Below are 14,029 nucleotides of genomic sequence, written 5' to 3'. Positions count from 1 at the left end.
AAATTATACCTATATATATCTATATAATAAATTCCATAATTAATGTTCCCATATCATCAGTTGTAACTATTTTTTCATCTTTACTATTTGTAAATAAATCTTTAGTTCTATAACCTAAATCTAGTGTTTTTTGAATAGCATTTTTTATTTTTTGAGCTATATTTTTTTCTTGTAAAGAATATTCAATTAACATTGCTAATGATAATATTTGAGCAATAGGATTAGCTATATTTTTTCCTGCAATGTTAGGAGCAGAACCTCCTGAAGGTTCATATAAACCAAAATAATTATGATTAAAACTAGCTGAAGGTAAATTGCCTACTGATCCCGTAATCATAGCACATTGATCAGATATTATATCTCCAAATAAATTTGAACATAATATAATATCAAATTGAGAAGGATTTTTCATTAATTGCATTACAGCATTATCAATATACATATGTTCTAATTTTACTGATTTATATTGTTTAGATACTTCTGTTAAAACTTCACGCCATAATTTGGATGTGTTTAAAACATTTGCTTTGTCAATAGAACATATTTTTTTTTTTCTTTTTAATGCTAAATTAAAAGCAATATGTGCAATTCTTTCTATTTCAAATCTTGAATAAATTTCAGTATCAAATGCATATTCATTTATTCCTTTTCCTTTTCTACCATTAGGTAGACCAAAATATATACCTCCTGTTAATTCTCTAATACAAATAATATCAAAGCCTTTATTTAAAATTTTTTCTTTTAATGGACTTAAAATACTTAATTGTTTATAAAAAAAAGAAGGACGTATATTTGCAAATAAATTAAAATGTTTTCTTAATTTTAATAATGATCCTTTTTCTGGTCTTTTATCTAAAGGTAAATAATCCCATTCAGGACCTCCTACAGATCCAAATAATATGGCATTAGAATTTTCACAACCATATAATGTTTTTTTAGGTAACGGATTTCCATATGTATTAATAGCTATTCCACCAACAATATAAGTATCAATAAATATTTTTTTATTTATATATTTTTTAATTTTTTCTAATATTTTTATTGCTTGTTTCATTACTTCTGGACCAATACCATCTCCAGGTAAAATAGCTATTTTAAATTTAGCTGACATTATTATTCCTCAAAATTGTTAACTTTATTAATTTTTAATATATTTTGTTGAACTTTATCAGATTTCCAAATACTATTAAGACAATTAATAATTGAAATAACTGAAGCCTTAATAATATCTTTAGATAAACCAATTCCATAAAAAAATTTTTTTTTATATTTTATTTTAATATCAACTTGTCCTATTGATTCTTCAGTATGATTTTTAGCTTTTAATATATATTGAATAAGTTTTATATCATAATTTGTTATTCTAATTATTGTTTTATATATTGCATCTACTGGACCTAATCCGGTTGCAGCTTCTAATTTTATTATTTTTCCACATTTTAATTTTATTATTGCAATAGAAATATTAGAATTAGATTGTACATTAAAATATATTAATGAATAATATTCTGTATTATTTTCTATTTCATTATTAAAAGCTAATGATTCTAAATCATAATTAAAAATTTGTCCTTTTTGGTCAGCTAATTTAATAAATTTTTTATATAGTGTATTAATGTTATATGTATTTTTTTTATATCCCATTAAATTCATATGATATTTAACTGCAGCTCTTCCTGACTTAGAAGTAAGATTAATTTTTGTTTTATTTAAACCTATATTTTTAGGGTTTAATATTTCATAAGTTTTTTTATTTTTTATCATTCCATCTTGGTGAATTCCAGAAGAATGAGAAAAAGCATTACTTCCTACAATAGCTTTATGAATAGCTAATGGAATATTACAAATTTTACTTACTATTTTACTTGTATAATATATTTTTTGGTAATTTATATTAGTATAAAAATTCATATTTTTTTTTCTTGTATATAGAGCCATAATTACTTCTTCTAAAGCACAATTTCCGGCTCTTTCTCCTATTCCATTTATAGTTCCTTCAATTTGTCTTGCTCCTGCATTTATTGCAGTAATAGCATTACCAACTGCCATACCTAAATCATTATGTGTATGAACTGAAAGAATACATTTATCTATATTATCTACTTTTTTTTTTAAATAAGAAATTATATTATAATATTCTTGAGGAAATGTATAACCTACTGTATCTGGAATATTAATAGTTGTAGCTCCTGCATCAATTGCTGTTTTTACAACTAAACATAAATCGTTAATAGGTGTCCTACTTCCATCTTCACAAGAAAATTCAATATCATCAGTATATTGACGTGCATATTTTATCATAAATGATATTTTTTCTATTACTTTATTTAAAGTGGTTTTTAATTTTGTAATAATATGTATAGGAGAAGTTGCCAAAAAAAGGTGAATTCTAAAATTATTAGATTTTTTTAATGATTTATATACCATATCTATATCTTTTTCTTTACATCTAGCTAAACCACATAATTTACTATTTTTTATAATATATGATATTTTTTTAGAAGTTTGATAATCGTTAGGAGAAGAAATAGGAAATCCAATCTCAATAATATCAATGCCCATAGATTCTAATGCTAATGCTATTTCTATTTTTTCTTTAGTATTTAAATTAGATTTTAGTGATTGTTCACCATCACGTAATGTAGTATCAAAAAGAATAATTTTTTTTTTCATATTAATATCATCTCTTAAAAGAAAATTTATTAAAAATATATTTTTTTATATTAAAATTAATTTAATAATTAAAAAAATTATATTTTATATATATATTATATATAATTATAATAATTTATATTTATTAAATATTTAAATAAAAAATTATTTTTTATGAGTTTTTATTTAATTAAAATAATTATATTAAAATAATTTAATTATTATTAAAATTTTAAATTATTAAAATATTAAATTTTTTTTAAGGTTATTATGGATGTAATAGATAAATTTTATATGATGCGTGCAATAAAATTAGCTAAACTAGGAATTTTTACTACAACTCCTAATCCAAATGTAGGATGTATTATTGTTAATAATAAAAAAATTATTGGACAAGGATATCATTTTAAAACAGGAAAATCTCATGCAGAAATTAATGCATTAAAAATGGCAGGTCAATATGCTAAAGGATCAACAGTTTATGTAACATTAGAACCTTGTAATTATAAAAATTTAACACCATCTTGTTGTCAAGCATTAGTTAATGCTAAGATAAAAAGATTAGTAGTTGCTTCAAAAGATCCTAATCCAAAAGTAAATGGTAAAGGATTAAAATTTTTAAAAAGTAAAGGTATTCAAATAACTAATAATGTTTTATCAAAAAAAGCTAAATCCATAAATTATGGATTTTTTAAAAGAATGAATACTGGTTTCCCTTGGATACAACTTAAATTAGCATCATCTTTAGATGGTAAAATTGCATTATTAAATGGGAATAGTAAATGGATATCTTCAAAAGTTTCTAGAAAAGATGTTCAAAATTTACGAGCAAAAAGCACAGCTATTCTAAGTACAAGTAGAACTATTTTACAAGATAATTCTACTTTATTAGTAAAATGGAATAAATTATTTTATCAAATAAAAAAAAAATATCCTAAAAAATTATTAAGACAACCAATTAGAATTATTTTAGATAGATTAAATAAAATTAAACCTACTAATAAAATTATTTTATCTCCTGGAAAAATAATTTTAGTAAAATCACAATATACTTTTGAAAATTGGCCTCATTATGTAGAGCAAATTATTATTCCTGAAATAAATAATTATTTTAATTTAAAATATTTATTTAAAATATTAGGTAATAGAGGAATTAATTCACTTCTTATAGAAGCAGGAAGTATTTTATCAGGATCTTTAATTAATGATAAATTAATAGATGAATTAATTATATATTTATCTCCTAAATTATTAGGAAATATGTCGTTAAATTTATGTAATATACATAAATTTACAAATATTATTAATGTACCTAATTTTTATTTTACAAATATAAAAAAATTAGGACCAGATCTAAAATTAATATTAAAACCTATTAAATAATTTTATAAAAAAGAAGGATATAAAAAATATACTATGAAAATTATTGATGAAAATATTATAGCACCTAATGCTTTTATAGCTATTGTTATATCAAGATATAATACATTTATAAATAAAAATTTATTATATGCTACTATTGATACTTTACAAAGAATAGGTATGGTACAAGATAAAAATATAACTATATGTTGGGTACCAGGAAGTTATGAAATAGCTTCAGTTATTAATTTATTAATACAAAAAAATATTTATGATGGTATAATAGCAATTGGAACTATTATAAAAGGAAAAACATCTCATTTTAAATATTTATCGAAAGAAGTTTGTTCTCAAATATCTAATTTATCAGTAAGAAATAATATCCCGATCTCTTTTAGTATTTTAATAACGGATAATATTGAACAAGCTATTGAAAGATCAGGTGTTAAGTTAGGTAATAGAGGTACTGAAGCAGCTTTAACTTTATTAGAAATGATTAATATATTTAAATCCATAAAATTATTACATATAAAAAGGTAAGTTAAGTGAAGTTTACTGAAAGATATCAATCTAGAAAATATGCTTTACAAGCTATTTACTCTTGGCAATTATCTAAAAATAATTTTCATGAAATCCAATACTATTTTTTAAACGAATCAATACAAAATATTAAAAACATTGATATTGATTATTTTAATGATTTAATAAATGGAGTAATAATTAATAGTTTTTATTTAGATAATGTAATGAAACCATTTTTATCTCGTAAATTATTTGAGTTAGGACAAATTGAAAAAGCAATTTTACGTCTTTCTTTATACGAATTAATTAATCGTTTAGATGTTCCATATAAAGTTGTAATAAATGAAAGTATTTGTCTTGCAAAAAAATTTGGTGGAGTTGAAAATAGTTATAAATTTATTAACGGTGTGTTAGATAAAATAGCAAACAAACTAAGAAATTAAATAATTAAAATTTTTTATTTTAATAATTATTTATATAGTAATTATAAATATTTTCAATATATCAATTTTTTATTAAATTTTTTTATTTATAATTCATTTTCTATTTTTAGAGATACTGTTTCTCCTAAAATAATTTGTACTAATTTTAAATTAAATTGTATAGCATATTTTACACTTTGTCCTGTTAATAATTTGTATTTATTATCCCAATAAACTGGACTTTTTGTCCATTGTTGATTTGGTATTAAATATTTTAATCCTAAATATCCAGTCATTTTTGCATTAGGAAATAAATTATTAGCACTAATAACCATAGCAGGTGAAGCACATATTGCACCTATTATACGATTAGAAAATTTAAATTTTTTTAGATATTTTAATAAAAAATAATTTTTTTGAAAATATTTAGATGCTTCTAATCCACCAGGAAGAATAATTGCTATTATATTTTCGATGTTAATATTTTCTATATTATTTAAAAAAATATCACTTACAATTTTTGTACCATGAGCACATAATATTTCTCGTTTATTATTTACACTAACTAATATAACATTTATATTACTTCTAGTTAAAATATCTATTGAAGATACTGTTTCTATATCTTCAATACCATCTGTAACACAGATAAAAACTGAATAACATTTTATCATTATTAAATTATCCTTATTAATCTAAAAAATTAAAATTTTAAAATAATCTTATTAAAGAAAGTATATTATTTATATATAGGAAATAATTTACATAATTTAATAACATTATTTTTTATATTTTTACAATATTTATTTTTTTTATTTAAAATATTTATAATATACTTAGATAATAAATATATTTCTTTTTCTTTAAAACCTCTTTTTGTAATAGCTGGTGTTCCTATTCTTATTCCAGAAGTAATAGAAGGAGGATTTATATCATCAGGAATACTATTTTTATTCACAATAATATTATATTTTTCTAATAATAATTCAGCTTCTATTCCTGTTATATTTTTATTTGTTAAATCTATAATAAATAGATGATTTTCAGTATAATTAGATACTATTTTAAAATGATATTGTTTTAAAATTTTGACCATTAATTTAGCATTTTTTAGTATTTGTTGTTGATATAAAATAAAATTAGGATTTAATGCTTCTTTAAATGCAGCGGCTTTAGCCGCAATTACATGCATTAAAGGACCACCTTGACTTCCAGGAAAAACAGATTTATCAAATTTTTGAAATAAATATTTATTTTTTTTTAATGATAATATTATTCCTCCTCTAGGTCCAGATAATGTTTTATGAGTTGTACTGGTTACTACGTGAGCGTAAGGTAATGGATTAGGATATAATCCTGCAATAATTAATCCTGCAATATGTGAAATATCAACAACAAAATATGCATTTATCATATCAGCAATATATCTCATTTTAGCCCAATTACATATTCTTGAATATGACGAAAAACCTCCAATAATTATTTTTGGTTTATATTTTTTTGCTAATTTTAATAAATTATTATAATCAATTATCCCTTTTTTATTTATTTTGTATGATATATTTTTATAAAATTTTCCTGAAAAGTTTACTTTAGAACCGTGTGTTAAATGACCTCCATGTGAATTTTCTAATCCCATTAAAATATCTCCAGGTTTTAATAAAGCCATATAAACAGCAAAATTAGCTTGTGATCCTGAATGTGGTTGTACATTTACATAATCTGCATGAAATAATTTTTTAGCTCTTTGTATAGCAATATTTTCAATTTGATCAATATATTTACAACCCCCATAATACCTATATTTAGGATATCCTTCAGCATATTTATTAGTTAATTTAGATCCTTGAAAAAACATTACATTATAGGATGTATAGTTTTCAGAAGCTATTAAATTAATACTTTCTTCTTGTCTTTTTGATTCTTTATTTAAAATATTTAATAATTCCGTATCATAGTTTAATATTTTTTTGTTTTTTTTCAAATTGATTACCTTTTAAAAAAAAATTCTTTTTTCTTTTAAAGAAAAAAAATTTTTTTATAATATTTGTACATTCTTTGATTAAAATTCCAGAATTTATTTTTATTTTATAGTTTATATTATAAATACCTAATAAATCTATAAAAGATCCTATATTACTATATTTTTTATTATAAGAACTAAATACTAAACGAGAAATTCTGCTAATAATTATAGCTCCAGAACACATTAAACATGGTTCTAATGTTACGTACATAGTTGTATTTAATAATCTATAGTTTTTTAAATATTTTCCAGCTTTTCTTAAGGCTATTATTTCAGCATGTGCTGTAGGATCATGATTTTTAATTGAATTATTCATACCATAAGAAATTATTTTATTATTTTTTACAATAATTGCTCCAACTGGTATTTCTCCAGTATTTTTTGCTAATTTAGCAAAACGTAAAGCATATTTCATCCAATAAATATCATTTTTCATTAAAATATATTTTTAATTTTAATTATTTTAAATAAAATTTAATTTTATTATATAAAAAATATGTAAAAGAATATATTTTTTATTTTTAAAAATAATTGTTATTAGTATAATATTAATACATTTCAAATTTTATAAAATTTGAAAAAATAATTAAACTTAATCTTAATAAAAGAGAATTTATAGTGATAAAAAAAATTACAGCAATTTATGGTATGCATGATTATTTATTTCCAAAAACTTTATTATGGAAAAATATTGAAAATATTATTCAAAATATTTTAAATAATTATGGTTATCAAGAAATTAAATTACCTATTTTAGAAAAAAGTGAATTATTTAATAAAACTATTGGTGAAAATACAGATATTATAGAAAAAGAAATGTATACTTTATTAGATAAAAATAAAAATTCTTTAACTTTACGTCCAGAAGGAACGACGGGTTTTATTAGAGCTATAATTGAACATAATATTTTTTATATTAATAAGCGTTTTTGGTATAATGGACCTATGTTTCGTTATGAAAGACCCCAAAAAGGGAGATATAGACAATTTAATCAAATTGGTATTGAAATACTTGGTTTAAAATCTCCTTATATTGATGCTGAAATTATTATTCTTACAAATAATATATGGAAAAAATTAAATATTACAGAAAATATTTTTTTAGAAATTAATACTATTGGATCTCTAATAGATAGAGAAAAATATATAAAAAAATTAATATTTTTTTTAGAAAAAAATTTACATCTTTTAGATTTAAAAGATAGAAAAAAAATATATACAAATCCTTTAAGAATTTTAGATAATAATCATAAAAATATTCAAAAATTATTAATTAATGCCCCTAAATTAAAAAATTTTCTTAATGAAAATAGTATATATAAATTTAAAAAATTATGTAAAATTTTAAATTTTATGAATATAAAATTTACTATAAATGATTATTTAGTTAGAGGATTAGATTACTATAATGATATAGTATTTGAATGGAAAACTAATAATATAGGAACAACAAATTCTAAAACTATATGTGGAGGAGGAAGATATGATAAATTAATTAATAATATGAGTAATAATAAAATTAATAGTGGAATTGGCTGTGCTATAGGTATAGAACGTTTAATTTTATTAGTTGAAAATATGAAATCTATTAAGTTAGAGATCAAATATCTTGTTGATATTTTTTTAATACCAATGGAAAATAATCATATTTTAAAAAAAATTTTAGTTATTGGAGAATTAATTAGAAAAAATTTTCCTAAACTTAGAATAGTAACTAGTTATCTTTTTAAAAATTTAAAAAAACAGATTATTAAAGCAAATAAATATAAATCACATTTTATAATTATTATAGGTCAAAAAGAAATAGATAATTCTTTACTTATTATTAAAGATTTATGTTTAAAAAAACAAATCATTATACCAGAAAATAAATTAATATTACATTTAGAAAAAATATTTTAATAAATTATTTTTTAAAAAATTTTTATCTAGTAAAATTTTACAATTATTAAAATAAATTTTAATTATAAAAGAGTAAAATATGAAAATAAAATTACCAAAAATTGTAATGTTAATATTTATTCTTTGTTCTATTTGTTTAACTTCTTGTACATATGAAAAAAATAATAGTACATTATCTAAATTTAATAAAATAAAGTTTAAATTAATTTGGCAAAATAAAATAGGAAAAAATAATATTTCTTTTAAAAAATTAAAACCTTTTTATAGTAAAGGATTTTTATACTTAGCTAATAAAAATGGATTTATTTATTGTATAAATATAAAAACAGGAAAAATTATTTGGTCTATTAATTTAATAAATAAATCTTGTTTTTTTTCATCTTGTAAATATGAATATCTTACTGCTGGACCCATAATTTCAAATAATTATTTGTATGTTGGTAATAAACAAGGAAAAATTTTTGCAATAAATATAAAAAATAAATCTGTAGTGTGGGAACAAAATATATTTAATGAAATATTATCTAATTTTATTATTAGAAAAAATATACTACTAGTCCATAGTATGGATGATATTTTACAGGGATTAGATAAAAATAATGGTAAAATTTTATGGACAGCACATTTAGGTCATTCAAATATATTATCTATAAGAGGTTTATCTGATCCCGTACTTTTTTTTGATAATGTAATTATAGGAAGTGATAATGGTTTAATTAGTTCTCGTGTAGTTACTAACGGATTTTTAGTTTGGGAGCAAAGTTTATTAAGAATGAATAGTAATAAAAATTTCATTAATATAAATGATATTGATATACAACCAATTATATATAAAGGAATTGTGTATGTATCATCTTATAATGGTAATTTTATGGCGATAAATTTAAGTACAGGTGATATTATTTGGGAAAAAATATATTTTACTCATAAAAATTTTATTATAAATAATAATGTTATTTATTTAATAGACCCATTAAACAGAATTTTTGCCTTAAATGCAAAAAATGGTAAATTAATATGGATAATAGATGAATTTAAAAATAATAAAATTGATAATTTATTTATATATAATAAAAAAATTTTTTTTACAAATAATAAAGGATTTCTTTATTGGATAGATCCTAAAGAAGGAATTTTCCTTGGAAATAAAAAAATTGATAAATATAAAATAAATTATATTTTAGTAATAAAAAATAAATTAGTTGTACAAAATATATATAATAAAATATATTTATTTAAAATTTTAACAATATCTTAAATAAAAGAGATAAAAATGACACATCAATATCCTAATATTGTTATATTAGGTAATAATAATGTAGGTAAATCTTCTTTATATAATATTTTAATTAAAAAAAATGATTCGTTAGTTAATAAAATACCAAATTTTACAATAGATACTAAATATGGTAATGCTAAGATTAAAAATTTAGAATTTATCTGTATAGATACAGTTAGTTATAATAACTTTAATAAAAAAAATCCTTTAATAAAAGAACAAATTTTATTTTTAATTAAAAAATCAAATCTTATTTTATTAATAATAAAAGGAGATAAATTAAATACTATAGATTATAAAATTATTGAGAATATTAGAAAATATGGTAAAAAAGTAATTATAATATTAAATTTTAAAAAAAAAAAATTTTTAGATACTGAATTTTATTCTTTAGGTGTAAACTTTTATCAAATAAATATTTTAGATAATAATGATATTTTAAAATTAAAAAAAATATTATTTTCTTATATTAAGAAGATATTTATAAATAAAAAAGATACAAATAAATTTTATATAAAAAATAAAAATAATATTAAATTAGCTATTATAGGAATGCCTAATGTAGGTAAATCCACTTTAATAAATAAATTTGTTAATGAAAAAAGAGTAATTATTAGTGATATTCCTGGAACAACAAGAGAAAGTATTTCTGTATCATTAAATAAATTTAATAAAAATATTACTATAATTGATACAGCAGGTATAAAGAAAAAAAATAAAATTAAAAATCAAATAGAAAAAATATCTATTTTAGAATCTTATAAAATTATTAAAAAATCTAATATTGTTTTATATGTAATTAATGGAGAAAAAAAGATTTTTTGTAATCAAGATATAACAATAATAAATTATATCATTTCTAAAAAAAAATTAATTATTTTAGTAATAAATAAAATAGATCTTATAAAATTAAAAGATATTAATTTTATAAAAAAACTTATAAAAATAAAATTTAAATTTTTTCCTATAGTTTCTATTTCTGCTAAATTTACTGTAAACTTAACAAATATTTTTAAAATAATATATAAAATATATAATATATCTACTAAAATATATAATACTTCTAAACTTATGAAAATTTTAAATTTAGCAACCAAATTAGTTTTACCACCAATACATAATGGTAGACGTATAAAATTAAAATATATACATCAATTAAATAATAATCCTTTAATATTTAAAATATATGGTAATCAGTTAACAAAATTAAATAATAATTACAAACGTTATTTATTAAATTTTTTTTATAAAAAATTACAATGTATTGGCAATGTTATAAATTTAAAATTTCAAGAAAATAAAAATCCATATAATTAATTTATTAAAATTAATATTTATTATTTTAATATATTTTATTCAAAGAAATAAATTTGCATTTATTAATATATAAATATGAAAAAAAAAATTCCGTATTTTAGATTTGAAGTAGCTCCTATGTTTAAAAAAACTAATAAATATTGTAGGTATTTTTACCGTAAATTAACTAAAAAATCACTTTTATATACTGAAATGATTCATTCTAATTTAATTAAAAATAATAAAATAATTTTATTAGAAAATAATAATGTGAATAATCTTGTATTACAATTAGCTGGTAATGAACCGAAATTATTATCTTTGTGTGCTAAAAAAGCAGAAAAAATAGGATATAAAGAAATTAATTTAAATTTAGGATGCCCCTCTTTAAGATCTCAAAAAGGTAATTTTGGAGCATGTTTAATGTTTCAACCTAAAATTGTATCAGATTGTATTAAATCTATGAGTGATAGTGTTACGATTCCTATTACAATAAAAATGCGTATTGGAATTAATAATAATGATAATTATGATTTTTTATATAAATTTATTGATTTATTGATAAAAAGTGGTTGTAGAAGATTTATAATTCATGCAAGAAAAGCATTACTTTATAAAAAAATTAGTACAAGAAAAAATTTAATAATCCCTAAATTAAATTATAAAATTATTTATAAGATAAAAAAAAATTTTCCGAATATAAAAATATCAATTAATGGTGGTGTTAAAACTTTATTAGATATTAAAGAACATTTAAAATATGTTGATGGAGTTATGATTGGTAGAGAAATTTTTAAAAATCCAATGATATTAATAAATATCGATAAACATATTTATAATAATAAATCTGTTATTATTAAAAACCCTTTAATAATAGTAAAATCTATGTTTTCCTATATAGAAAAAGAATTAAATAAAGGTGTTCCTTTAATGACTATTATTACTCCCTTATTAAATATTTTTTATGGTATTAATGGATTTCATAATTTTAAAAATTTTATTTTTAATAAAAAAAATTTTTTAAAAAATAATAATCTAGATATGTTAAAAAAAGCTTTATTTTATATAAAATATTAATAATATATTCTATTTTATTTTTTAAATAAGTTAAAAATTATATTTATAAATGGTAATAAATAATTTAATGAAACAATTTAAAAAAGATTTACAAATTGAAAATATAAAAACTCCTCCTCATTCTTTAGAAGCAGAACAATCAATATTAGGAGGATTAATGTTAGATAATAATCGATGGGATTATATTATAGAAAAAATAATAGTAGACGATTTTTTTATTTTATCACATAAAATAATTTTTAATGAAATGAATATTTTAATAGAATTAGGAAAACCTATAGATTTAATAACATTATCTGAATCTTTACAAAGTAAAAAAAAACTAAATCAAGTAGGAGGATTTGCATATTTGGCTGAATTATCAAAAAATATTCCTAGTATATCGAATATATATGCTTATGCGGATATTGTTCATGAACGTGCTATAATTAGAGAAATGATATCTGTTGCTAATGAAATAGCAGAAGCTGGATATTATCCAAATGGTAGAAATAGTGAAGATTTATTAAATTTAGCAGAATCCCGTGTATTTAAAATTGCAGAAAAAAGGTTTCATAAAAATACTAAACCTAAAAATTTAGAAGAAATTTTAGAAGTTACTATTTCTAAAATTGAATCATTTTATAATGCTCCTAAAAAAGGGATCACAGGAATAGATACTGGTTATCATGAACTAAATAAAAAAACATCAGGATTACAAAATTCTGATTTAATTATAATTGCCGCACGTCCTGCTATGGGAAAAACTACGCTTGCAATGAATATTTGTGAATATACAGCAATATCTCAAGATAAACCTGTATTAATATTTAGTTTAGAAATGCCTTGTGAACAAATTATGATTCGTATGCTAGCATCTCTTTCACGTGTAAACCAAAGTAAAATTAGAACAGGACAATTAAATGATAATGATTGGAAAAAAATATCTAATACTATGGGTATTTTATTAAAAAAAAAAAATATATATATTGATGATTCTTCTGAATTAACTCCAACAGAAATTAGATTACGTTCTAGAAGAATATTTCGAGAACATAATGGTTTAAGTTTGATAATGGTAGATTATTTACAATTAATGAAAGTACCTTCTCTATCTTTTAATAGAACTTTAGAAATATCTGAAATTTCTCGTTCTTTAAAATCATTAGCTAAAGAATTACATGTTCCTGTTGTTGCTTTATCTCAATTAAATAGATCTTTAGAACAAAGATCTGATAAAAGACCAATGAATTCTGATTTAAGAGAATCTGGTTCAATAGAACAAGATGCAGATCTTATTATGTTTATTTATAGGGATGAAGTATACAATGAAAATACTAATTTACATGGTATAGCTGAAATTATTATAGGTAAACAAAGAAATGGACCTATTGGAACTATAAAATTAATTTTTAATAATCAAATTACACGTTTTGATAATTATTCAAATTATTATGATAATGAAAATATTTAAAATTTTTTCTAAAATAATTTAATTAATTTTTTATAAAA

The 14,029-nt window shown here is 19.6% G+C and carries 13 protein-coding genes; 8 read left to right on the top strand and 5 right to left on the bottom strand.

Going from position 1 to position 14,029, the window contains the following annotated elements; genetic code table 11:
- Window positions 1–19: 19 nt before the first annotated feature.
- Window positions 20–1,111 (bottom strand): 3-isopropylmalate dehydrogenase, encoded by a 1,092-nt coding sequence (leuB, locus tag GJT94_RS00245; RefSeq protein ID WP_168894151.1) that lies wholly within the window; start codon window positions 1,109–1,111, stop codon window positions 20–22.
- Between the two features lie 2 nt (window positions 1,112–1,113).
- Entirely contained in the window at window positions 1,114–2,673 is a 1,560-nt protein-coding gene (gene leuA, locus GJT94_RS00240) for a 2-isopropylmalate synthase (RefSeq protein ID WP_168894150.1), read from the bottom strand.
- A 249-nt stretch (window positions 2,674–2,922) separates the two neighbouring features.
- On the opposite strand from leuA, the gene ribD reads away from it, so the two are divergent.
- The 3 genes from ribD to nusB are packed head-to-tail and all read left to right on the top strand — an operon-like array spanning window position 2,923 to window position 4,979.
- Window positions 2,923–4,035 carry a bifunctional diaminohydroxyphosphoribosylaminopyrimidine deaminase/5-amino-6-(5-phosphoribosylamino)uracil reductase RibD gene (gene ribD, locus GJT94_RS00235; protein WP_168894149.1) on the top strand — a complete coding sequence of 371 codons (1,113 nt, stop codon included), beginning with the start codon at window positions 2,923–2,925 and terminating at the stop codon, window positions 4,033–4,035.
- Window positions 4,036–4,068: 33 nt separating this feature from the next.
- Window positions 4,069–4,554 (top strand): 6,7-dimethyl-8-ribityllumazine synthase, encoded by a 486-nt coding sequence (ribH, locus tag GJT94_RS00230; protein ID WP_168894148.1) that lies wholly within the window; start codon window positions 4,069–4,071, stop codon window positions 4,552–4,554.
- Window positions 4,555–4,559: 5 nt separating this feature from the next.
- Window positions 4,560–4,979 (top strand): transcription antitermination factor NusB, encoded by a 420-nt coding sequence (gene nusB, locus GJT94_RS00225; RefSeq protein ID WP_168894147.1) that lies wholly within the window; start codon window positions 4,560–4,562, stop codon window positions 4,977–4,979.
- An 86-nt stretch (window positions 4,980–5,065) separates the two neighbouring features.
- Here nusB and GJT94_RS00220 read toward each other — a convergent pair whose 3' ends face one another.
- From GJT94_RS00220 to tadA, 3 genes are all read right to left on the bottom strand, one after another.
- Window positions 5,066–5,632, bottom strand: a complete 567-nt coding sequence (locus GJT94_RS00220; protein WP_168894146.1) for a DJ-1/PfpI family protein — start codon at window positions 5,630–5,632, stop codon at window positions 5,066–5,068.
- 65 nt (window positions 5,633–5,697) lie between these two features.
- Window positions 5,698–6,942: a serine hydroxymethyltransferase gene (glyA, locus tag GJT94_RS00215; RefSeq protein ID WP_168894145.1), complete on the bottom strand. Its 1,245-nt coding sequence runs from the start codon at window positions 6,940–6,942 to the stop codon at window positions 5,698–5,700.
- Complete coding sequence (tadA, locus tag GJT94_RS00210; protein WP_168894144.1) at window positions 6,911–7,420, bottom strand: tRNA adenosine(34) deaminase TadA; 510 nt, start codon at window positions 7,418–7,420, stop codon at window positions 6,911–6,913. The genes glyA and tadA overlap by 32 nt, the downstream gene beginning before the upstream one ends.
- A gap of 182 nt (window positions 7,421–7,602) precedes the next feature.
- On the opposite strand from tadA, the gene hisS reads away from it, so the two are divergent.
- From hisS to dnaB, 5 genes are all read left to right on the top strand, one after another.
- Window positions 7,603–8,886, top strand: a complete 1,284-nt coding sequence (gene hisS, locus GJT94_RS00205) for a histidine--tRNA ligase (RefSeq protein ID WP_168894143.1) — start codon at window positions 7,603–7,605, stop codon at window positions 8,884–8,886.
- A gap of 79 nt (window positions 8,887–8,965) precedes the next feature.
- Window positions 8,966–10,144 (top strand): outer membrane protein assembly factor BamB family protein, encoded by a 1,179-nt coding sequence (locus GJT94_RS00200; protein WP_168894142.1) that lies wholly within the window; start codon window positions 8,966–8,968, stop codon window positions 10,142–10,144.
- 15 nt (window positions 10,145–10,159) lie between these two features.
- Complete coding sequence (gene der, locus GJT94_RS00195; RefSeq protein WP_168894141.1) at window positions 10,160–11,482, top strand: ribosome biogenesis GTPase Der; 1,323 nt, start codon at window positions 10,160–10,162, stop codon at window positions 11,480–11,482.
- 75 nt (window positions 11,483–11,557) lie between these two features.
- The gene (dusA, locus tag GJT94_RS00190) at window positions 11,558–12,538 is read left to right on the top strand and encodes a tRNA dihydrouridine(20/20a) synthase DusA (protein WP_168894140.1); all 981 of its coding nucleotides are present in this window, start codon (window positions 11,558–11,560) and stop codon (window positions 12,536–12,538) included.
- Between the two features lie 67 nt (window positions 12,539–12,605).
- Complete coding sequence (dnaB, locus tag GJT94_RS00185) at window positions 12,606–13,991, top strand: replicative DNA helicase (protein WP_246208898.1); 1,386 nt, start codon at window positions 12,606–12,608, stop codon at window positions 13,989–13,991.
- Window positions 13,992–14,029 lie beyond the last annotated feature (38 nt).

It is taken from the genome of Enterobacteriaceae endosymbiont of Donacia cinerea (assembly GCF_012569925.1).
In the GTDB taxonomy this organism is placed as follows: Bacteria; Pseudomonadota; Gammaproteobacteria; order Enterobacterales; family Enterobacteriaceae.
This window is presented reverse-complemented; position numbering and strand designations above follow the sequence as displayed.

Excerpts from the sequence above, each read along its gene's own strand:
- leuB (WP_168894151.1), bottom strand. The coding sequence starts at position 1,111 with ATGTCAGCTAAATTTAAAATAGCTATTTTACCTGGAGATGGTATTGGT.
- leuA (WP_168894150.1), bottom strand. The coding sequence starts at position 2,673 with ATGAAAAAAAAAATTATTCTTTTTGATACTACATTACGTGATGGTGAA.
- ribD (WP_168894149.1), top strand. The coding sequence starts at position 2,923 with ATGGATGTAATAGATAAATTTTATATGATGCGTGCAATAAAATTAGCT.
- ribH (WP_168894148.1), top strand. The coding sequence starts at position 4,069 with ATGAAAATTATTGATGAAAATATTATAGCACCTAATGCTTTTATAGCT.
- GJT94_RS00220 (WP_168894146.1), bottom strand. The coding sequence starts at position 5,632 with ATGATAAAATGTTATTCAGTTTTTATCTGTGTTACAGATGGTATTGAA.
- tadA (WP_168894144.1), bottom strand. The coding sequence starts at position 7,420 with ATGAAAAATGATATTTATTGGATGAAATATGCTTTACGTTTTGCTAAA.
- GJT94_RS00200 (WP_168894142.1), top strand. The coding sequence starts at position 8,966 with ATGAAAATAAAATTACCAAAAATTGTAATGTTAATATTTATTCTTTGT.
- der (WP_168894141.1), top strand. The coding sequence starts at position 10,160 with ATGACACATCAATATCCTAATATTGTTATATTAGGTAATAATAATGTA.
- dusA (WP_168894140.1), top strand. The coding sequence starts at position 11,558 with ATGAAAAAAAAAATTCCGTATTTTAGATTTGAAGTAGCTCCTATGTTT.
- dnaB (WP_246208898.1), top strand. The coding sequence starts at position 12,606 with ATGAAACAATTTAAAAAAGATTTACAAATTGAAAATATAAAAACTCCT.